The organism is Candidatus Pelagibacter sp. HIMB1715 (genome assembly GCF_052047595.1).
Taxonomy (GTDB): domain Bacteria; phylum Pseudomonadota; class Alphaproteobacteria; order Pelagibacterales; family Pelagibacteraceae; genus Pelagibacter.
On sequence record NZ_JBNAJY010000018.1, the window covers coordinates 1 to 20,196 of the forward strand.

At 30.0% G+C, this 20,196-nt stretch carries 20 protein-coding genes and 1 tRNA gene; 14 read left to right on the forward strand and 7 right to left on the reverse strand.

Annotated elements, in window-relative coordinates:
• The coding region (locus tag ACTTAY_RS05325; protein WP_440672633.1) for a hypothetical protein at positions 1-1,307 on the forward strand (1,307 nt) is incomplete at its 5' end.
• On the opposite strand, the gene fumC is transcribed toward ACTTAY_RS05325, so the two are convergent.
• Positions 1,295-2,683 carry a class II fumarate hydratase gene (fumC, locus tag ACTTAY_RS05330; RefSeq protein WP_440672634.1) on the reverse strand — a complete coding sequence of 463 codons (1,389 nt, stop codon included), beginning with the start codon at positions 2,681-2,683 and terminating at the stop codon, positions 1,295-1,297. The genes ACTTAY_RS05325 and fumC overlap by 13 nt on opposite strands.
• Before the next feature lie 66 nt (positions 2,684-2,749).
• Between fumC and ACTTAY_RS05335 the strand changes: the two genes are divergently transcribed.
• Complete coding sequence (locus ACTTAY_RS05335) at positions 2,750-3,121, forward strand: phosphoribosyl-ATP diphosphatase (RefSeq protein ID WP_440613889.1); 372 nt, start codon at positions 2,750-2,752, stop codon at positions 3,119-3,121.
• Here the strand turns inward: ACTTAY_RS05335 and nadC are convergent.
• Both nadC and nadA read right to left on the reverse strand, forming a co-directional pair.
• Positions 3,118-3,951: a carboxylating nicotinate-nucleotide diphosphorylase gene (nadC, locus tag ACTTAY_RS05340; RefSeq protein ID WP_440672635.1), complete on the reverse strand. Its 834-nt coding sequence runs from the start codon at positions 3,949-3,951 to the stop codon at positions 3,118-3,120. The two genes, ACTTAY_RS05335 and nadC, sit on opposite strands and share 4 nt — an antisense overlap.
• 4 nt (positions 3,952-3,955) lie before the next feature.
• Positions 3,956-4,945, reverse strand: a complete 990-nt coding sequence (gene nadA, locus ACTTAY_RS05345) for a quinolinate synthase NadA (RefSeq protein WP_440672636.1) — start codon at positions 4,943-4,945, stop codon at positions 3,956-3,958.
• Between the two features lie 55 nt (positions 4,946-5,000).
• On the opposite strand from nadA, the gene ACTTAY_RS05350 reads away from it, so the two are divergent.
• Positions 5,001-5,086: transfer RNA gene (locus tag ACTTAY_RS05350), tRNA-Leu, on the forward strand.
• A gap of 10 nt (positions 5,087-5,096) precedes the next feature.
• Here ACTTAY_RS05350 and ygfZ read toward each other — a convergent pair.
• Positions 5,097-5,984, reverse strand: a complete 888-nt coding sequence (ygfZ, locus tag ACTTAY_RS05355; RefSeq protein WP_440672637.1) for a CAF17-like 4Fe-4S cluster assembly/insertion protein YgfZ — start codon at positions 5,982-5,984, stop codon at positions 5,097-5,099.
• Between the two features lie 43 nt (positions 5,985-6,027).
• Here ygfZ and ACTTAY_RS05360 point away from each other — a divergent pair, with 43 nt between their 5' ends.
• A complete protein-coding gene (locus ACTTAY_RS05360) occupies positions 6,028-7,335 on the forward strand; it encodes a dihydroorotase (protein ID WP_440672638.1) in 1,308 nt (435 codons plus the stop codon).
• On the opposite strand, the gene ACTTAY_RS05365 is transcribed toward ACTTAY_RS05360, so the two are convergent.
• Both ACTTAY_RS05365 and ACTTAY_RS05370 read right to left on the reverse strand, forming a co-directional pair.
• On the reverse strand, positions 7,328-7,660 hold the full coding sequence (locus ACTTAY_RS05365; RefSeq protein WP_440651054.1) for a DMT family transporter: 333 nt from the start codon (positions 7,658-7,660) through the stop codon (positions 7,328-7,330). The genes ACTTAY_RS05360 and ACTTAY_RS05365 overlap by 8 nt on opposite strands.
• A complete protein-coding gene (locus ACTTAY_RS05370; RefSeq protein WP_440672639.1) occupies positions 7,653-9,554 on the reverse strand; it encodes a propionyl-CoA synthetase in 1,902 nt (633 codons plus the stop codon). Before ACTTAY_RS05370 ends, ACTTAY_RS05365 begins: the two co-directional genes overlap by 8 nt.
• Positions 9,555-9,766: 212 nt before the next feature.
• On the opposite strand from ACTTAY_RS05370, the gene ACTTAY_RS05375 reads away from it, so the two are divergent.
• The 5 genes from ACTTAY_RS05375 to ACTTAY_RS05395 all read left to right on the forward strand — a co-directional run bounded on the left by ACTTAY_RS05375 (position 9,767) and on the right by ACTTAY_RS05395 (position 13,660).
• Entirely contained in the window at positions 9,767-10,534 is a 768-nt protein-coding gene (locus ACTTAY_RS05375; protein WP_440672640.1) for a bacteriorhodopsin-like, read from the forward strand.
• A gap of 103 nt (positions 10,535-10,637) precedes the next feature.
• The gene (locus ACTTAY_RS05380; RefSeq protein WP_440672641.1) at positions 10,638-11,639 is read left to right on the forward strand and encodes a fatty acid desaturase; all 1,002 of its coding nucleotides are present in this window, start codon (positions 10,638-10,640) and stop codon (positions 11,637-11,639) included.
• Between the two features lie 60 nt (positions 11,640-11,699).
• Positions 11,700-12,020, forward strand: a complete 321-nt coding sequence (locus tag ACTTAY_RS05385; protein WP_440635330.1) for a 2Fe-2S iron-sulfur cluster-binding protein — start codon at positions 11,700-11,702, stop codon at positions 12,018-12,020.
• Positions 12,021-13,037 (forward strand): NAD(P)/FAD-dependent oxidoreductase, encoded by a 1,017-nt coding sequence (locus ACTTAY_RS05390; RefSeq protein WP_440672642.1) that lies wholly within the window; start codon positions 12,021-12,023, stop codon positions 13,035-13,037.
• Positions 13,034-13,660: a glutathione S-transferase family protein gene (locus ACTTAY_RS05395; protein ID WP_440672643.1), complete on the forward strand. Its 627-nt coding sequence runs from the start codon at positions 13,034-13,036 to the stop codon at positions 13,658-13,660. The genes ACTTAY_RS05390 and ACTTAY_RS05395 overlap by 4 nt, the downstream gene beginning before the upstream one ends.
• Here ACTTAY_RS05395 and ACTTAY_RS05400 read toward each other — a convergent pair whose 3' ends face one another.
• Positions 13,661-14,176 carry a TraR/DksA family transcriptional regulator gene (locus ACTTAY_RS05400; RefSeq protein ID WP_440672644.1) on the reverse strand — a complete coding sequence of 172 codons (516 nt, stop codon included), beginning with the start codon at positions 14,174-14,176 and terminating at the stop codon, positions 13,661-13,663. It lies immediately after the preceding gene.
• 79 nt (positions 14,177-14,255) lie between these two features.
• Here ACTTAY_RS05400 and ACTTAY_RS05405 point away from each other — a divergent pair, with 79 nt between their 5' ends.
• The 5 genes from ACTTAY_RS05405 to ACTTAY_RS05425 all read left to right on the forward strand — a co-directional run bounded on the left by ACTTAY_RS05405 (position 14,256) and on the right by ACTTAY_RS05425 (position 20,179).
• A complete protein-coding gene (locus ACTTAY_RS05405; RefSeq protein WP_440672645.1) occupies positions 14,256-15,575 on the forward strand; it encodes a glycosyltransferase family 39 protein in 1,320 nt (439 codons plus the stop codon).
• A gap of 3 nt (positions 15,576-15,578) precedes the next feature.
• Positions 15,579-16,448: a glycosyltransferase family 2 protein gene (locus ACTTAY_RS05410; protein WP_440672646.1), complete on the forward strand. Its 870-nt coding sequence runs from the start codon at positions 15,579-15,581 to the stop codon at positions 16,446-16,448.
• A gap of 19 nt (positions 16,449-16,467) precedes the next feature.
• Complete coding sequence (locus tag ACTTAY_RS05415; protein WP_440672647.1) at positions 16,468-17,913, forward strand: DUF1800 family protein; 1,446 nt, start codon at positions 16,468-16,470, stop codon at positions 17,911-17,913.
• On the forward strand, positions 17,910-19,076 hold the full coding sequence (locus ACTTAY_RS05420) for a DUF1501 domain-containing protein (protein ID WP_440672648.1): 1,167 nt from the start codon (positions 17,910-17,912) through the stop codon (positions 19,074-19,076). Before ACTTAY_RS05415 ends, ACTTAY_RS05420 begins: the two co-directional genes overlap by 4 nt.
• 68 nt (positions 19,077-19,144) lie before the next feature.
• Positions 19,145-20,179, forward strand: a complete 1,035-nt coding sequence (locus ACTTAY_RS05425) for a GMP reductase (RefSeq protein WP_440613904.1) — start codon at positions 19,145-19,147, stop codon at positions 20,177-20,179.
• Positions 20,180-20,196 lie beyond the last annotated feature (17 nt).

Genomic DNA, 20,196 nt, shown 5'->3' on the forward strand with positions numbered 1-20,196 from the left:
ATATTCACAATAAAGAAGAAGTAGCTACAGAAATTAAAAAAAATTTAAAAAACAAATTAAACCTAGAGTTTAATTTTCAAGAAGATTTAAATTATAAATTTTTACCAAGACCTCATTTTACTTCAAATAATTCCTCAATTAATTTTAAAGATAATGAAATTACAGACATAAAAAAAGTTAAAGTTTATGTCTCTTTGGAAAATTTATTTTCTTTAAAAAACATCAAATTAAATCATGTCATCTTGGAAGAAGCAAATTTTAATTTAAATAAAGAAAATTATAATTTTTTTTATAATCTATTAGATGGTAATTTTAATGATTTCAAATTTGAAATATTAAATAGTAATGTTTTTTATAGAAGTTTAGAAAATGAAGTTTTATTTATTAACAATATCAGGAACGCAAAATATTATTTCGATCCTAAAGAAATTAAAAATATGTTTGATGCAAATAATGAGATTTTTAATTTACCTTATTCAATTAAAATTTTTAATGATAAAATTGAAAAAACAATACATTCTAAAATAAGTATAGAAAGTTTAAGACTTAAAATAGATAATAAAACATCATATAATGACACAAACTATTTAGGTTTTTCAGAAATAAATTTAATAAACACAAAAAGTTTATTTGAGTATCAATTAAATGATAATTCGTTTGAGTTTAAATTTTTTGATAAAATACAAAATCCTGAGTTTTCTTATTTAGGTAAATTTAATTTCAAGCCATTTTACTCAAATATAACAGGTAATACTAATAAACTAAATCTTTCGCCTTTGCTTTCATCAAATGCAATTATGAAAGAGCTTTTAAAAACTGAAATTTTAAATAATAAAAATGTTGATTTTAATTTAATCGTTGCTGGAAATAATATTAAAGAATTTGATGATTTTAAAAATGTTTTGCTAAAATCTAAAATTCAAGAAGGTTTAGTTGATATTGATCAATCTAAAATAACTTGGAAAAATAATATTGATTTTGAGTTTTTAGATAGCTTAATTTTTGTAAAAGAAGGAAAATTAATTTTAGATTCTAATGTTGAAATTAGTATAAATAATTCAAATGAACTTTATAAGTTCTTACTTACCCCAAAAAATTTAAGAAAAAAAATTAGCAAAGCTAATATTAACTTTACTTATTTGTTCGATGAAAAAAATATCAAAATTAAGAGTATCAGGATAGACGAAAAAACACTTGAAAAATCTAAATATTCTTTTAAGGATATTTTGCTTAAAGAAAATAACTTACAAAATAAAATTTATTTCAAAAATTTATTAAATGAAGTAATTAAACATTACGCTGGATAAATCATTTTCTTAGGATCAACAATTCTTTCATAGTCTTTTTCACTAATTAATCCTGTTTTTAACGTTTCATGTTTCAGTGTTGTATTATTCTTCAAAGCTGTCTTCGCTATTTTTGCTGCGTTATCATAGCCAATATGCGGAGCCAAAGCTGTTACTAACATTAAAGAATTGTCTAAATGCTCTTTTATTCTCTTTTTATTAGCTTTAATTCCTTTAACACAATATAGCGCAAAATTTTTTGTACTGTCTGCTAATAAGTCAATAGATTGTAAAATGTTATGGGCAATTAATGGCTTAAATACATTTAATTCAAAATGACCATGTGATCCTGCCATAGTAATTCCATTGTGATTTCCAATTATGCTTGCACATACCATTGTAACTGCTTCACATTGAGTTGGATTTACTTTTCCAGGCATTATTGATGAACCAGGTTCATTTTCAGGCAATATTAATTCTCCATATCCAGCTCGAGGACCAGATCCTAAAAATCTGATATCGTTTGAAATTTTCATCAATGCAACAGCACATGTATTCAATGTTCCTGAGAAATTTACTATTGCATCGTGTGCTGCAAGTTCAGCAAATTTATTTGCTGCAGGTTTAAATTTTATTTTAGTAAATTTTGAGATTTCTTTAACAATTTTTTTATCAAAATTTTTTTTTGAGTTTATTCCTGTTCCAACAGCTGTTCCACCTTGAGCTAAAAATAGAATTTCTTTCAATGCATATTCTATTCTTTCAATACATTTTTTTAATTGAGCATGATATCCAGAAAATTCCTGACCAAGAGATAATGGAGTTGCATCTTGAAGATGAGTTCTTCCAATTTTAACGATTTTTTTAAATTCTATAGATTTTTTCTTTAATTCTTTTTCTAAAATTTTTAAACTTGGTAACATTTTAGCTAAAGTTTGTATTGCTACTGAAATATGCATAGCAGTTGGGAAAACATCATTTGTAGATTGAGATTTGTTTACATGATCATTTGGATGTACAGGTTTTTTTGTACCTTTTTTTCCACCAAGCATTTCAATAGCTCTATTAGCAATTACTTCATTAACATTCATGTTTGTCTGAGTTCCAGAACCTGTTTGCCAAACTTTTAAAGGAAAATTTTCATCTAATTTTCCTTTAATAACCTCATCAGATGCTTTGATAATTGCTTTTGAAATCTTACCACTAATTAATTTATCTTTAGCATGAACTATTGCTGCTGATCTTTTAATAATAGCAATAGATTTTATTATCGAAATATTAACTAAAATTTTACCTATATTAAAAAATTTATTTGATCTCTGCGTTGAGGCACCCCAGTATTTGTCATTGGGTACATTTATACTTCCAATACTGTCAAATTCTTTTCTTAATTTCATTGATTAATTTTTAAGTACAAATAATTATATTAATACAATAAATTTTTAAAAACTTACAGGAGCAATATGTCGAATTTTAGTAAAGTTGGAACTTTTATGAAAACCTTTGGTCAAGATGTTAAAACTAAGCCATCTTTTAGCACTGATAAGATAAATAAATTAAGATTAGATCTAATCAAAGAGGAGTTAGATGAGCTTACTGAAGCTATGAATAATAAAGATTTATTAGAAGTTGCTGATGCTTTGACTGATATTCTATATGTAACTTATGGAGCAGGTCATGCTTTTGGAATTGATTTAGATAAATGTTTTGAGGAAGTTCAAAACTCAAATATGAGCAAATTAGATGAAAATGGAAAACCTATTTATAATGAAGCTGGGAAAGTTATGAAGGGTCCTAACTATTTTAAACCCGACCTATCTAAGTTTGTAAGTTAAATTTCTAACTTAAAGTCAACAGCACTAGCACTATGGGTAATGCTTCCTATAGAAATTCTATTTACTCCAGTTGAAGCAATAGCTTTAACATTTTTCAAATCAACATTTCCAGAGGCTTCTGTTTCGTAATATTTTTTAGCAATTTTAACTGCAATTTTTAAATTTTTTATACTCATATTATCTAGAAGAATAGTGTTAAACTTTAATCCTAAAATTGATCTAAGTTGATCAATTGTATCAACTTCTACTGTAATTTTTTTTCCTTTTTTATTTTTAATTGCCTTAATAACTAAAGTTTTTAAATCTGAACTAGCAATGTGATTGTCTTTTATTAAATATTCATCACTTAAATTAAATCTATGGTTCGTACCCCCTCCTAATTTGACAGCATACTTTTGAATTAATCTAAGATTTGGAATTGTTTTTCTAGTGCAACAAATTTTAGTTTTTTTTCCAGCTAATCTTACAAATTCATTTGTCTTTGTTGCTATACCAGAAATATGTGACAAAAAATTTAGAGCAACCCTTTCAGCAATCAAAATATTTTTTGCCTTACCTTTTATCAAAGCAACTAAAGAACCTTTTTTAATTCTCGTACCATCTTTTTTTTTAACAATAAATTTTATTTTATTATCAATTAAGGAAAAAGTTTGTTTAACAAATAATAATCCAGCAACAACTGCATTTTGATTTGATATTAATTTAACGTTTACAATTTTATCGTTATTAATTAGTGCTGAAGTGATATCTCCTGAGGGATAAAGATCTTCATTTAGAGCTAACTTAACAGTACTTTTGATAAATTCTTTACTTAATTTAATTTTTGACACTTAATTATCTGCCAATTGCTGCCATTCTCTCTACAGATATTCTTGCTTTTTCAATTGTTTCTTCATCCATTATAATTTCACCTGTTTCATTTTCTAAACAATCTAAAATTTTAGGTAAAGTGATCTTTTTCATATGCGGACACATATTGCATGGTTTAACAAAATCCACATTTGGATTTTCTATTTGAATATTGTCACTCATTGAGCACTCCGTAACCATCATTACTTTTTTTGGCTGATTATCTTTTACATATTTAATCATTCCAGAAGTGGATCCTGCAAAATCGCTTGCTTCAATTACATCAGGTGGACATTCTGGATGAGCGATAATTTTAATTCCAGGATTATTTTTTCTAATATCTTCTATTTCTTTTTTATTAAATTGGTCATGAACAATACAAATTCCTTTCCAAGAAATAATTTCAACATCTGTTTGAGAAGCAACATATTTAGCTAAATAATCGTCGGGTAAAAATATTACCCTTTTTACTCCAAGTGATTTAACAATTTTAACTGCATTTGCTGATGTACAACAAACATCTGTTTCAGCCTTTACTTCAGCTGAGGTATTTACGTATGATACTACTGGAACACCTGGGTATTTCTCTTTCAGTAATCTCACATCTTTACCAGTAATTGAGGATGATAAAGAACAACCCGCTTCCATATCAGGTAAAATTACTTTTTTATTAGGGCTCATTAATTTTGCAGTTTCAGCCATAAAGTGAACTCCTGCCATTAGAATTATATCTGCTGAAGTTTTTGAGGCTTCTATAGCTAGCGCAAGAGAGTCTGCAGAGAAATCAGCAACACCATGATAAATTTCTGGTGTTTGATAGTTGTGAGCTAAAATTACTGCATTCTTTTCTTTTTTTAATTTATTTATTTTATGAATGTATGGTGCGTGCACTGACCACTCTATCTCAGGTATCACCTTTGAAATTTTTTGGTAAATTGGATCTGTTGCTTTACGTACTTCTTGTGTAAATTCCATGAAGTTTTTTACCAATTTGAAACATACTTGTCATTCATTTATTATGAGACATATCGCGGTCGTGCTGAAATTGGTAGACAGGCACGGTTGAGGGCCGTGTGGACTTAGTCCATGAGAGTTCGAGTCTCTCCGACCGCACCAAATTTCAATTTTAACTAATCCATTCAGGTTTTTTTATGTTTATTGAGGCTTCTTTAGTATTAAATTTAACTTTTTCGTCAAAGTTTTCATCTAAATATTTAATTAAAGCGAAGGGGTAATCATTATTTATTAACACTTTACCTATTTCATTTTTATTATTAAAGATACTTTCTCCTTCATATAGTTTTCCACTAATTATGTTTATAGGCATTAATCTTTTTGAAAGTTTATTTTTTAATTTAATTCTAGCTGTATTTTCTTGGCCTACGTAACAACCTTTTTTAAAATCAATTCCATTCAATTCTTCAAAATTACATTCTATACCAAATAATTTATCTTGTAATTTGTTTAAATCTTTTGGAACTATTCCTATTTTATGACTTAAAGAATAGTATTCATTTACATCTGCATCGTGGAGATCTAATTTTTTTAAAGACAAGTAAAGTTTTTCTAAATTAATAATTAATCTTGCTCCTAATTGTTTATTTCTTGGATCTAAAAATATTGGATCTTCTCTATATTTAATTGTGCGTCCAGGTTGATCTTTTGCTCCATCAAAAGTTAAGAATTTTTCATGAGAAAATGCTGCTACAACAAATTCATTACTTAAATTAAGAATTTCAACTTTAGATCTTAGCTTATAAAGAGATAACTGTTTAAATAGTCCATCTGCTTGATATTTTTCACAATCTAAAAGATAGCCAGATTTATGTTTTACAATTATAAATTCATATAAGAACTTCCCCTGTGGAGTTAATAAAGATGTAAAACAACTATTATGTTCGCTTACTTTATTAATGTCATTGCTAATAAGATTTTGTAGAAAATCTTTTGCATCTTCGCCATTAATATAAAGAATTGATCTATCTTCTAAAATGTAAACGTTTTTAATATTCATATTTGATTAAGTTATCATTTTAATATAATAACTTTTTCTTCAAATGTTAGATCTTATAATCAAAAATGGACAATGTTACATCGATGGTGAATTAAAAGATGTTGATGTTGCAATAAAAAATAGAAAAATTCAAAAGATTGGTCAAATTTCAGATGAAGCAAAAGAGACAATTAATGCTGAAGGTCAAACAGTTTTACCTGGATGTATAGATACCCAAACACATTTCAGAGAACCTGGATCAACTGATACTGAAGATCTTCATTCAGGGAGTAGGGCGGCAATAGCAGGTGGTATTACTAGTGTATTTGAAATGCCTAATACTAATCCTCCAACTTCAAACATGAAAGAGTTTCAAAGAAAACTAGATCTCGCTAAAAATAGAATGTATTGCAATTACGCTTTTTACTTTGGCGCAACTGCCGATAATGCAGACGATTTAGCTAGTTTAAAAAATTTAGAAGGTTGTTGTGGAATTAAGCTTTTTGCTGGATCTTCCACAGGAAATTTATTAGTTGCCGAAGAAGACGATATAGATAAAGTTTTTCAAAACGCTTCAAAAGTCGTTGCAGTTCACTCTGAAGATGAAGCAATATTAAAGATTAATAAAAAATTAATTAAAGAAGGAGATGTCCACACACATCCCGTATGGAGGAGCGCAGAGTGTGCCATAGCATCCACAAGAAGAATTGTTAGAATTGCAGAAAAACATAAGAAAAAAGCTCATGTTCTTCATATAACAACCAAAGAAGAAATTGATTTTCTTTCTCAGCATAAAGGAAATATTACTTTTGAGATAACTCCACAGCATTTAACTCTTTATGCTCCAGATTGTTATGACAAACTTGGAACATATGCTCAGATGAACCCGCCATTAAGAGACAAATCTCATTATGATAGACTCTGGTATGGTGTTAGAAATAATTTCAATGATACTATTGGATCAGATCACGCACCTCATTTAAAAGAAAATAAAGATAAAGTTTACCCCAATACTCCTTCAGGGATGCCAGGTGTTCAAACCTTGATGCCAGTAATGTTAAATCATATTAATGATGGAAAACTTAGTTTAAATCAATTAGTGAATTTTGTTTGTGAAAACCCAGTTAAAATTTTTGGAATCAAAAATAAAGGGTTTATTAAAGAAGGATATGATGCTGACTTTACAATTGTGGATATGAATAAGACAATTGAGATTAAAAATGAAAATATTGAAAGTAAATGTAAATGGTCTCCATTTAATGGATTTCAATTTAAAGGAACACCCACTCACACTATCGTTGCAGGAAAAATTAAAATGCAAGATGGGAAAATTTTAGGAGATCCAGAAGGAACTCCTTTACAATTTAGTTAAGCTTAACTGTAAAGCTGTTTACTAGAATTACACCTAATACGATTAAAAATAATCCTAAGATTGCTTGCCAAGCTAAGGTTTGTTTAAAAAATATATATCCTAGTATAGCAATTGTAAAAATTCCTAATCCACTCCACGTAGCGTATACAATTGCAATTGGAAGTTTATTTACAACAAAAGTTAATAAATAAAATGCACAAAGATAAAAAATTGATAAAGCAACTGTAGGTACAACTTTGGTAAAGTTTTGAGAAACTGGTAGTAACATTGTTCCAGCAACTTCACAAAAAATTGCAGCAATTAAAAATATATAAGTTTTAATCATTATTTAAAATTTTATGATTTACCAAATCTTCTTTTATTTCATTTAGTATTGCCGGATCATCTATTGTTGGTGGAATTTTATACTCAACACCATCTGCAATTTTTCTTATTGTTCCTCTTAAAATTTTTCCTGATCTAGTTTTTGGCAATCTTTTTATAACAATAACAGTCTTAAAAGCAGCAACTGGGCCAATTTTATCTCTGACCATTTGCACACATTCTTTTGATATAGTTTCATTATCTTTTTCAACACCTGATTTTAAAACTACTAAACCAATTGGCAATTGACCTTTAAGTTTATCTGCAATTCCAAGTACTGCACATTCAGCAACTGATTGATGTTCAGACAAAACCTCTTCTATGGCACCAGTTGATAATCTGTGACCAGCAACATTAATAATATCATCTGTTCTGGACATGATCCAAATATAACCATCATCATCAATGTGACCCGCATCGTATGTTTGATAATAACCTTCATAATTAGTCATATAGTTTTCTTTATATCTTTGATCTGCATTCCAAAGAGTAGGGAATGTTCCAGGAGGCAAAGGTAGTTTTACAACTATATCTCCCATTTCATTTGGTTTAGCTAAAGATTGGTCTGGTTTAATTATTTTGACATCATATCCAGGAACCGCTTTACAAGCTGAGCCATATTTGGTCTCCATCATTTCAATACCAGTGCAATTTGAGCTGATTGCCCAACTAGTCTCGGTTTGCCACCAGTGGTCAATCACTGGGACCTTTAATAAATTTTCAGCCCACTTGATAGTATCTGGATCTGCTCTTTCTCCAGCAAGGAACAAGCTCTCAAAACTAGATAAATCATATTTTGAGAAAAATTTACCTTCAGGATCCTCCTTCTTGATAGCTCTAAATGCAGTTGGTGCAGTGAATAATGATTTTACTTTATAATCTGAAATAATTTTCCAGAAAGCACCAGCATCTGGAGTTCCAACAGGCTTTCCTTCAAATAAAACTGTGGTGCATCCTTTGAACAATGGAGCATAAACAATATAAGAGTGTCCAACAATCCAGCCAATATCGCTTGCTGACCACCAAATATCATCAGTATCAATATTGTAGATATTCTTCATGGTCCATTTAAGAGCTACGATATGACCACCAATGTCTCTAACAATTCCTTTTGGAGTTCCAGTTGTTCCAGATGTATAAAGAATGTAAGCAAATTCGTTTGAATTCATCTCAACACAATCAGCATCTTTTGCATTTGAAACTGCTTCTCCCCAACTGATCTCATTTGGAGCATTTAGTTTGACTTCGTTTCCTGGTCTTTGGAACAAAATCATCTTTTCAATTTTGTGATTAGCTATTTTTATAGCCTCATCGACAAGAGGCTTATATTCAACTGTCCTTCCAGGTTCAAAACCACATGAAGCAGTTACTAAAAGTTTTGCTTTACTGTCATCTATTCTGCTTGCAAGTTCATTTGAGGCAAATCCACCAAAGACAACTGAGTGTATTGCTCCAATTCTAGCACAAGCAAGCATAGCAATTACAGCCTCAGGGATCATTGGCATATAAATGATTACTCGGTCTCCTTTATTTACACCTTGTTGTTTTAAAGCACCTGCAAACCTTGATACTTTTGCTCTTAGTTCTTCGTAAGTAAACTTAGCTTTGTTACCTGTGATAGGACTATCGTAGATTAAAGCAGTTTTTTGACCTCTTCCTTGGTCAATATGAATGTCTAGAGCATTATAACAAGTGTTAGTAACACCATCCTCAAACCATTTATAGAAAGGAGGATTAGATTTATTTAGAATTTTTGTTGGTTTTTTAAACCAAAAGATATCTTCGCTCGCTTCTTGCCAAAATTTTTCAGGATTTTTTATAGAATGTTCGTAAATACTTTGAAATTTTTTTGACATTCTAATTTGATTCGATTTTCGATATTTTTTTGGTTTTTAACTTATAAATTGTATTTAATTTTAAAAATTCAGTAAAATCAATGCAAATTAATGACAATTAAGTCTTCATAAAACTAATTTAATTTGCTATTTAACCCCAACTTTGGCTTAGGGTTACTTAAGTCTAGTTTATATAAACTAATAAATAAAAACTAACGAAGAGGGAGTTTTTTATGAAAAAACTTAAATTGTTTGCTCTTACAGTTGTTGCTCTTATGGGTGCAACTGGTGTTGCAAACGCTGAAACAGCTATGCTGGCTCAAGACGATTTCGTAGGTATTTCGTTTTGGTTAGTGTCTATGGCTTGTTTAGCTGCTACTGTATTCTTTTTCTTAGAAAGAAGTTCAGTTCCAGCTGGATGGAGAGTTTCAATGACAGTTGCTGGTCTAGTAACTGGTATTGCATTCGTACACTACATGTACATGAGAGATGTATGGATCGCTACTGGTGACTCACCAACTGTATACAGATACATTGACTGGTTAATTACAGTGCCATTATTGATGTTAGAATTCTATTTTGTTCTATCAGCAGTAAACAAATCAGACTCTGGAATTTTCTGGAGACTAATGATTGGTACATTAGTAATGCTAGTAGGTGGATACTTAGGAGAAGCTGGATACATCAACGCTACACTTGGTTTCATAATCGGTATGGCTGGTTGGGTATACATCTTATATGAAGTATTCTCTGGTGAAGCAGGTAAGAGAGCAGCGAAAAGTGGTAACAAAGCACTTGTAACTGCTTTTGGTGCAATGAGAATGATCGTTACTGTAGGTTGGGCGATCTACCCATTAGGTTACATTTTTGGTTACCTAACAGGTGGTGTAGATGCTAACTCACTAAACGTGATTTACAACGCAGCTGACTTCTTGAACAAGATCGCTTTCGGTCTGATCATTTGGGCAGCAGCTATGCAACAACCTGGTAGAGCTAAGTAGTAGTTTTACTTAAAATTTAAAAAAGGGCAGGTACAATTTTGTACTTGCCCTTTTTTTTTCGCTTATGTAAAATTATGTATAGTTATTATACATATTTTTTATTATGGATGTAAAACTTGAAAAATGGCACCGATGCCAAGTTGATATAGAGGTTCTTAAAGAGCTTTCAAAAAAATCAGATATTAAAGGGCTTCAGCATGTTTCCGTTTTTTTTGGGTTATTATTAGTAACAGGAATTATGGCCTACATAACTTGGGGCACATGGTGGTCTGCTTTTTGGTTTTTGGTTTACGGAAATATTTATGGTTTTTCAAATCCATTGTGGCATGAGACAGGTCACAAAACTGCTTTTAAATCAAAATCTTTAAATGAATTTTTTTACTATATCTCTTCTTATCTTTCTAATTTTGAACCATTAAGATGGAGATACACACACTTTGTTCATCATGGAAATACATATTCAACAGAAAATCCGTTTGATCATGAAATTGAATATGGAAATAATTTAAAAGAAACTCCAAAAAATTTAATAATGAATTTAATTCCTTTTATGGAACTTGTTTATTTTAAAAAAAGTATTGCTTACGAAATTATTCAACATGCATTTGGTGTTAAAACTAAAGTTATGCAAGACTGCATTCCTGAAAATGCACAATCAAAAGTTATTTTTAATTCTAGAATTTTTGTAGTAATTTGGATTGCAATTATATTGTGGTCTTTAATAGCATCATCTTGGTTACCAGTATTGTTTTTTTTATTACCAAAATTTTATGGAAGAACTTTACACAAACTGGTTTCTTTTACTCAACATGCAGGTTTAGCAAGAGATATTAAAGATCATAGATACACAACAAGAGAAATGTATTTAAATCCTATCTTAAGTTTTTTATATTGGAAAATGGAATATCATGTAACTCATCACATGTTTCCAACAGTTCCATCTTATAATTTAGATAAACTTCATCATCATATTAAAGATCAATTACCAAGAACAAATGATGGTTTGATTGATGCGTATAAAGAAATTTTACCAGCTATAATGAAACAAACTGAAGACACTAGCTACTTTTTTAAAAAGGAAGTACCAGAACCTCAGAACGCATAAATCTTGCTAAGTATGTTTTTACTTACTTGCTCATTTTAGATAAAAACCTATATATAACGCATGGCAAAAATTACTTACCACACACATGATAGCAAAACCCATACTATTGATATTCAAAATGGATTGACAGTGATGGAAGGTGCAGTTCAAAACGATATTCCAGGAATTGATGCAGATTGCGGAGGTGGCATGGCGTGTGCTACTTGTCATGTTTATGTCAAAGAAGATTGGTTAGATAAACTTCCAGCAAAAGAAGATGGTGAAGAGGATATGTTGGATATGGCATATGAACCAAAACAAAATAGTAGATTAAGTTGCCAATTAATTGTTTCAGATGAATTAGATGGATTAGAAGTTACTATTCCAGAAAAGCAAGCTTAGATGAACAAAACAGATGTTTTAATTATTGGAGCAGGACCAACGGGTTTGTTCTGTGCTCACCAACTTGGAATTATAGGACTTCAATGTGAAATAGTTGACAATCTCGATAAAGCAGGCGGACAGTGTATCGAACTTTATCCTGATAAACCTATTTATGATATTCCAGCTGTACCAGAATGCACTGGAGAAGAATTAACAAATAATCTCCTTCAACAAATAAAACCTTTTAATATAAAATTTCATCTAAACGAAAGAGTTGAAGAACTAAAAAAAGTTGAAAATCGTTGGCATGTCAAAACAAGTGGAAACCAAGAATTTGATGTAGCTGCAATTATTATTGCTGGAGGAGTTGGATCTTTTGAACCAAGAAAATTTCCAGTAAAAGAATGTGAAAAATTTGAAGGATCTTCTTTATTTTACTCAATTAAAGATAAAACAATTTTTAAAGACAAAACCATCTCAATTTTTGGTGGAGGAGATTCAGCTTTAGATTGGGCAATCGAATTATCAAATACATCTAAAGTAAATTTAATTCATAGACGTGATGGATTTAGTGGAGCGGAGTCTAGTGTTCAAAAAGTAAAAGAATTAAATGATCAGGGAAAATTAAATTTGTACACTAAATATCAAATGGACTCTGTTAGCGGAGACAATCAAATTAGTTTAGTGAAAATAAAACATGATGAGGGAGAAATAAAAGAATTACAATCTGATTATGTTCTTGGTTTTTTTGGTTTGATTATGCAACTTGGTCCCATTTTAAATTGGGGATTAAACATCAATAAAAAAACAGTTGAAGTAAATACCGAAAATTTTGAGACAAATGTTGATGGTATATTTGCTATAGGTGATATTTGTTCTTACCCAGGTAAATTAAAACTAATTCTTTCAGGTTTTCATGAAGGAGCTCTTGCTGCAAGAGGTTGTTTTAAGTACGCAAGACCAGATGAAAAATTAAGATTTGAATTTTCTACTACATCAAAAGCTGCTCAAGAGAGACTTGGTGTAAAAAAATGATAGAATTATTTTCTGCTAATACTCCAAATGGCTGGAAGATAGGTATTATGCTGGAAGAAATTGGTTATGAATACAAAGTAACCAAGATTGATATAGGAAACGACGAGCAATTTAATTCAGATTTTTTGAAGATAAGTCCATTTGGTAAAATTCCAGTAATTACTGATCATGAAAACAATAAAAGTATCTTCGAGTCTGGTGCAATATTGATTTACCTAGGTGAAAAAAGTGGAAAATTTTATAATGAAAAAGATCGTTTAGTGATTAATCAATGGCTAATGGCTCAAATGGGAACTATTGGCCCTATGATCGGTCAACATCATCAGTTTCATCATTATAATCCAGGAAAAAGTGAATTTGGTGAACAAAGATATTTTAAAATTGCTAAAAGAATTTATGGAGAATTAGATACAAGATTAAAAGTATCTAAATTTTTAGCTGGAGATGATTATACTATTGCTGATATTGCAACATGGCCATGGTTAGCAAGACATGAATGGCATGATATTGGATTAAAAAATTATCAAAACTTATCTAGATGGTATCAAGAAATTTCTGAACGTGAGGCTGTTATAAAAGGATATGCCTTTATGGATAAAGAGGCAAAAATTCCTAAAATTTAATTAATCATCCACATGAACTTTTTCTTCTTTTTCATGCTTTTCTTGTGCAGCAATTGTGTATTTAGCAACAGGTCTTGCCATTAATCTTTTTAAACCAATTGGTTCAGCTGTATCTAAACAATACCCATAAGTATCATCCATAATTCTTCTTAAAGCTTTGTCGATTTCAGAAATTAATTTAATTTGTCTATTAATTGCTTTCATTTCTACATTTTTATCAATGTATGAACTTGCCTGATCCACAAGATCTGCTGAAATATTGTTGTCATCCATACTTCCATTGTATAGCGCTTCGTTGTTTGATTTAATTAATTCTTTCTTCCATTCATTTAATCTCATTCTAAAAAATACTTTATGTTTTTCACACATATATTTTTCAGTTTCTTTTGGAACGTAAGTTTTTGAAATTTTTATAGGAACTTTTTTAGCTGGAGAAGCCGCAGTCTTTTTTGGCTTACTTGCAACTTTAGCTTTAGGTTTAGAAACTTTTTTCTTTACTTTAGTAGTTTTAGGCATCGCTTAATTTTGAATGGCTGGAGTATATTCAGCAAAATAGGGGTGTCAAGCAAGCTGAATTGTTATAAATATTTAAATAATGACTATTAATAACAAAAATATAGATAATCTTTTTTATATTTTTGTTACATCTCATCTTATTTTTTGGACCTTGATTCCAACTCTTACAAATCACAATTTACCTTTAGATACAATTGAGGCATTAGCTTGGGGGAGTAATTTAGATTGGGGTTTTAATAAGCACCCTCCTATGAGTGCTTTTTTTCCAGAAGTTCTTTTTCAAATATTTGGGTCACAGGACTGGGTTTATTATTTGTTAAGCCAAATTTTTGTAATTATTTCTTTTTATTATGTTTTTAAACTTTCGAACGAAATATTTAAAAACAAATTTTTTGGTTTAATTTCAGTTTTACTAATTGAAACGATTTATTTTTATAATTTTACTACACCTGAATTTAACGTAAATGTATGCCAATTACCTTTTTGGTCTTTAACTGCATATTATTCTTGGAAAATTTATAGTGGTAAAAATATTAAATTTTGGGATTGTTTTTTAATAGGTTTGTTTGGTGCACTTGGATTTTTATCAAAATATTTATTCATTTACTTATTAGTATCTATTGCACTTTTATTCATTTATTTAATTTTTAAGAAAGAAAGAAAGTTTGATTTTAAATATTTGATTACAATAGAAGTCTTTATAGTTGCTTTAGTTCCTCACTTAATTTGGCTTAATAACAATGAATTCATTACAATTACTTATGGACTTGCAAGAACAGGTTTAGAGCAATCAAGTTTCATTGATCACATCAAATTTCCATTAATATTTTTAGGAAAACAAATTGGTATATTAATTCCATTTATAATTTTAACGTTGTTATTGGTTAAAAAAATTAAATTTAAAATAAATTTCAAAGATAAAAATTTATTATTTTTGTTAGCAATAAATATCTTGCCAATTGCTCTGATGTTTTTAACTTCATTGATAACAGGTTCAAAAATTCGAACAATGTGGATGACACCATTTTATTTGTTCTTTGGAACATTAATTGTTTATTTATTTCAGTCTCAAATAAATTTAAAAAAATTAAAACCCTTTATGATTGGATTTTTATTCTTTTTCTTTTTATCACCTGTTCTTTATGCTTATGTTTCTGTTTCAAAAGACGATAAGAGAACAGATTATCCAGGTAAAGAAATTGCCATGAAAACTCAATATGCTTGGGATCAACAATTTAGCTCTAAGATCAATGTTGTTCTTGGAGACGAGTGGAATGCAGGCAATTTATCTTATCATTTAAAATCTAGACCAGTTTGGGAAGGCATAGTTCAAAGAGAGAAACTTGATCAATTGAAAGATTATATGTGTCTTGATAGTATCTGTGTTGGATCAAGATAATCTATGAAATATGTCATTTTAGTACCTGTTTATAATGACCGAGAGTCTTTGAAGCTATTAATTGAAAATATTAATCATGAGATAAAAAATTTAAATTCTGAAATATCATTAGTGGTGATTAATGATGCTTCTTCACAGCAAATCATTGATGAATATCCAAATATTGAAAATATTCACTCAATTGAAATCATCAATATGAAAGAAAACAGAGGTCACGCTAGATGTATTGCTTCTGGTTTGAAATATATCTATGAGAAAAAGGAATTTGATTATGTCATTCCAATGGACGGTGATGGTGAAGATAGACCTGAAGAAATTAAAAACTTTGTCGAATTATCAAAAGAAGCTGAAGACAAATCTATAATAGGTGAAAGGGTTAAAAGATCAGAAAGTATGTTCTTTAAATTATGTTACCAATTTCACAAATTTTTAACTTTAGCATTTACTGGGCAATCAATTAAATTTGGTAATTTTACATGTCTTTCAAAAGCAACTGTTAAAAAAATGTTAGATGAAAAATCTACTTGGAATAGTTTTTCTGGGTCATTAAAAAAAATAGAAAAAGATTTAATTTCTTCTCCATCAATTAGAGGAAAAAGATATTTTGGCCCATCTCAAATGAGTTTTTTCAAATTACTTAAACATTCTCTTTCAATAATAAGTGTATTTAGAAAAACAGTTTTAATTCGTTCAGCTTTATTTATTGTTTTTTATATTTTGTTAATCAAAAGTAATGCGTCAATTGTTACCTCATTACCTTTAGTTTTGTTATTAATAATGATTTATTCAATTTCTAGTTTAGCTTTGAGAGAAAATATTGAAGAATTTAATAATTCCTTAACAAACATCCACGATATTGATAAAATAAAATAATATATTTATCATATTCATAATGAAAAACTTTTTTAGAAAAGTTGCATTTGGTTTAAAGCCTGATGAAAAAGAGCCATCAGATCCATTGGTTTGGGCTCAAAAACAAGTTGAAACAATCCCAGAATTTAGTTGGAAGGGCAAACGTATTCCAACTGAAAAAGAAATGAGAAAATATTGGATTAAGCAAAGGGTTGAGGAAAACGGAAGATTAAGAAAAGAATTTAAAGATGACCCAGTTGGCTTTAGAAGGGCTGAGGTTAAATTAGGACAGGAGACTGGACGAAAATTTTGGCCATCTAATGAAATTAGCATCAGACATGCAGAGGGAGTAAGAAGCACTCACCCAGTTCTTGCAAAGCTCTGGTATTTTTGGACAAATCATTTCACAATAAGTGACACACAATCATTAGCAGAATTTTCTACCGGTGCTTACCACAGAGATTTTATCAGAGCTAATATGGACAAAAATTTTGAAACGATGGCAACTCAAGCTACCCTTGCGTGGCCAATGATAATGCACTTAGATAATAAAGAAAATATAGGACCAAAATCAGAGAGCGGTAGGGAGGATTGGAGAAGAAGAAAAAAAGAACCAGCAACCTTAAATGAAAATCATGCTAGAGAGTTAATGGAGCTTCACACAATTTCTCCAGACGGGGGCTACAATCAAGAAGATGTTATAGAACTCGCTAAAATTATGACTGGTTGGAGACCAAAGTGGACAAAGAAAAAAGATAATGGAAATGATGTTAGTTTTATATCTAAATATCATGAACCAGGAAAAAAAATTGTTCTAGGAAAAGAATATAAGCGTGGAAGAAAAGGAATAGAGCTTGCAATTAAAGATTTAGTTAAACACCCCTCATGTAGAAAGTTTATTGCTACTAAACTTTGTAGATATTTAATTACTGATAACCCGACACCAGAAATGATAGCACCTGTTGTAAAGGCATGGGAACAATCGGATGGATTTCTTCCTGAAGTTCATAAAGCTGCAATTAAAGTTGCATTTGAATATAACGACAAATACAGAAAATTTCAAAATCCTGAAAATTGGTGGCTCACAACAATTAATATGTCTGGAGCAACATATGCTTACCCAACACCTGAGAGAATAATTGATAATTATAAATTAGGGCGTGTACCTTCAAACACTTTAACTTTTGCAGATTGGTTGTTGGAAGATATAGGTTGTCATCCTTACAAACAAAAACAGCCAAATGGTTATTCTGATTTTGAAAAAGACTGGTTGTCAACAGAGTTAGTAATAAGAAGATTAGTGTATGCAAAAAAAGCTTACAGAAAACTAAATTCTAAAGATAAATATGATTTAACACTTCACGAAAAAATAGTGAAAAATAATTTCGACAATTCAGATAAAATTTTAAAAATTTTATCTAAGGCTAAAAATGAAGAGGAAAAACACATGATTTTATTCAACTTACCGGAGGTCTTAAAAGCATGAAAATATCAAGGAGAGATTTTTTAAAAGGTTCAGCAACTACTTTGTTTTTAGCTGGTTTTAATTTTCCAGTATTTGCCTCATCAACAAGAAAAAAAAATTTAATTGTAATTATGTTGAGAGGAGGAATGGATGGCCTCACAGCTGTACCTGTACTTGGAGATAAAAACTTCGAAAAAAGTAGAAAGAAAATTTTAATAGAAAACCCTATAAAACTCAATTCAGATTTTGCATTACATCCACGATTAGATGCCTTTCATCAATGCTGGAAGGAAAACACAGGTTCTATAATTCATGCAACAAGTATTCCTTATACAGCCCGATCACATTTTGAGGGTCAAAACTTAATGGAGTCTGGAGGCAAAGTCCCTTATCAAGAAAAAACAGGATGGCTTGGACGAGGAATGAAACTTGCAAATCTTAAAGGAGAAGGGTTATCTTTATCTTTACCAATGCCTTTATTGTTAAGAGGTGTTCCAAAAAATAATAATTACTACCCTTCAGGTGGTAAATTACCTGGTGAAGATACTCTTGATCTTTTAAAGTCTATTTATGCAGATAGTTCTGAAGAAGAATTATTAGATATGATGAATTATATCAAAAAAAGAAAAGCTGAAGAAATGATGAATTATAATGCATATGCTGATAATACAAATAATCGAAATTTAGCACAGCAAGCTGCAGGCTACTTAAAAAAACCAGATGGACCTAGCGTTGCAGTTTTTGAGGTAAATGGATTTGACACACATGCAGCTCAAGGTGGAGTGGATGGTACTCATACCAGATGTTTAGTAGAGATGGACGATATTATAAGATATTTAAAAACTTACCTTGAAGAATCATACAAAGATACAATCATTTTAACTGTGACTGAATTTGGAAGGACAATTGCTCAGAATGGAGGAAATGGAACGGAACATGGTTATGGTACTGCTCTGTTCATGGCTGGAGGACTACTAAAGAAAAGCCAAGTTTATTCTGATTGGCCTGGGTTAAAGAGAAAAGAGCTTTATCAAGGAAGAGATTTAAATGCTACTATTGATGCAAGATCAGTTTATGCATCTGCTATGTCTGCAGTATTTGATCTTGATTTTAACCGAATTGAAAAAGAAGTTTTCTTTGGAGATAAATTGCAAAACTTGTCTGATAAGCTTTTTAAAGCTTAATAAAAAACTTATCCACAGACTGTAATTTGAATTGAAATAGTATTTTAGAAATTATAGCCTTTTGATTAATGAGAATTGAAGAAGAGCTTAAGTTAGATTACTCTGATGTCTTATTCAGACCCAAGAGAAGCACATTAAAAAGTCGGAAAGATGTTAATCTTCTTAGAACTTACAGATTTAAATATAGCAAAAACGAATGGTCAGGAATTCCTATTATGGCTGCCAACATGGATGGTGTTGGTGAATTAAGTATTGCCGAAAAATTAAATGATCATCAAATGATCACATGTTTAACAAAACAACATGATGTAAAAAAAATAAAACAAAACAAAAATATTAAAAAAATCTATCCAAACATTGCACTTAGTGTTGGTATTAAAAAAGAAGACTTTCAAAACTTAGATAAAGTTTTAAAGGAATTTAGTTTTTTCAAATTTATTTGTATTGATGTTGCAAATGGTTATTCAGAGCATTTCACAAATTTTATCAAATCAGTAAGAGAAAAATATCCTACAAAAACTATTATTGCAGGAAATGTTGTAACTGCAGATATGACGCAAGAATTAGTCCTAAGTGGTGCCGACATAGTAAAAGTTGGAATAGGACCTGGAAGTGTTTGTACAACTAGAATTCAAACTGGAGTAGGTTACCCACAATTAAGTGCTGTGATTGAATGTGCTGATGCAGCTCATGGACTTGGTGCGCATGTAATTGCAGATGGTGGATGCACATGTCCAGGTGATGTTGCAAAAGGTTTTGGTGGTGGTGCAGACTTTGTAATGTTAGGTGGAATGTTGGCAGGTCATGATGAAGGAAAAGGAAAAATAGTAAAAGTAAATGGCTCTAAATATATTGAATTCTATGGATCAAGCTCAGAAGTTGCTAATAAAAAACATTATGGTGGATTAGCAGATTATAGAAGTAGTGAAGGAAGAAAAGTTAGAGTTAAATATAGAGGAAAAATAAACGATACAGTTTTAAATATTCTTGGTGGTGTTAGAAGTAGCTGTACTTATGTAGGAGCACCATCACTCAAACAGTTAAGTAAATGTACAACTTTTGTAAGAGTATCTAATCAATTTAATGATACTTTTGTAAAATAAATTTAATATTTAAAAAT

Bases quoted from the DNA above. Each gene is read 5' to 3' on its own strand.
- ygfZ (WP_440672637.1), bottom strand. From the start codon at position 5,984: ATGAATATTAAAAACGTTTACATTTTAGAAGATAGATCAATTCTTTAT.
- ACTTAY_RS05335 (WP_440613889.1), top strand. From the start codon at position 2,750: ATGTCGAATTTTAGTAAAGTTGGAACTTTTATGAAAACCTTTGGTCAA.
- ACTTAY_RS05395 (WP_440672643.1), top strand. From the start codon at position 13,034: ATGATAGAATTATTTTCTGCTAATACTCCAAATGGCTGGAAGATAGGT.
- ACTTAY_RS05380 (WP_440672641.1), top strand. From the start codon at position 10,638: ATGGATGTAAAACTTGAAAAATGGCACCGATGCCAAGTTGATATAGAG.
- ACTTAY_RS05410 (WP_440672646.1), top strand. From the start codon at position 15,579: ATGAAATATGTCATTTTAGTACCTGTTTATAATGACCGAGAGTCTTTG.
- ACTTAY_RS05425 (WP_440613904.1), top strand. From the start codon at position 19,145: ATGAGAATTGAAGAAGAGCTTAAGTTAGATTACTCTGATGTCTTATTC.
- ACTTAY_RS05365 (WP_440651054.1), bottom strand. From the start codon at position 7,660: ATGATTAAAACTTATATATTTTTAATTGCTGCAATTTTTTGTGAAGTT.
- ACTTAY_RS05385 (WP_440635330.1), top strand. From the start codon at position 11,700: ATGGCAAAAATTACTTACCACACACATGATAGCAAAACCCATACTATT.
- ACTTAY_RS05390 (WP_440672642.1), top strand. From the start codon at position 12,021: ATGAACAAAACAGATGTTTTAATTATTGGAGCAGGACCAACGGGTTTG.
- ACTTAY_RS05420 (WP_440672648.1), top strand. From the start codon at position 17,910: ATGAAAATATCAAGGAGAGATTTTTTAAAAGGTTCAGCAACTACTTTG.
- nadA (WP_440672636.1), bottom strand. From the start codon at position 4,945: ATGGAATTTACACAAGAAGTACGTAAAGCAACAGATCCAATTTACCAA.
- ACTTAY_RS05405 (WP_440672645.1), top strand. From the start codon at position 14,256: ATGACTATTAATAACAAAAATATAGATAATCTTTTTTATATTTTTGTT.
- fumC (WP_440672634.1), bottom strand. From the start codon at position 2,683: ATGAAATTAAGAAAAGAATTTGACAGTATTGGAAGTATAAATGTACCC.
- ACTTAY_RS05370 (WP_440672639.1), bottom strand. From the start codon at position 9,554: ATGTCAAAAAAATTTCAAAGTATTTACGAACATTCTATAAAAAATCCT.
- ACTTAY_RS05375 (WP_440672640.1), top strand. From the start codon at position 9,767: ATGAAAAAACTTAAATTGTTTGCTCTTACAGTTGTTGCTCTTATGGGT.
- ACTTAY_RS05360 (WP_440672638.1), top strand. From the start codon at position 6,028: ATGTTAGATCTTATAATCAAAAATGGACAATGTTACATCGATGGTGAA.
- ACTTAY_RS05415 (WP_440672647.1), top strand. From the start codon at position 16,468: ATGAAAAACTTTTTTAGAAAAGTTGCATTTGGTTTAAAGCCTGATGAA.
- ACTTAY_RS05400 (WP_440672644.1), bottom strand. From the start codon at position 14,176: ATGCCTAAAACTACTAAAGTAAAGAAAAAAGTTTCTAAACCTAAAGCT.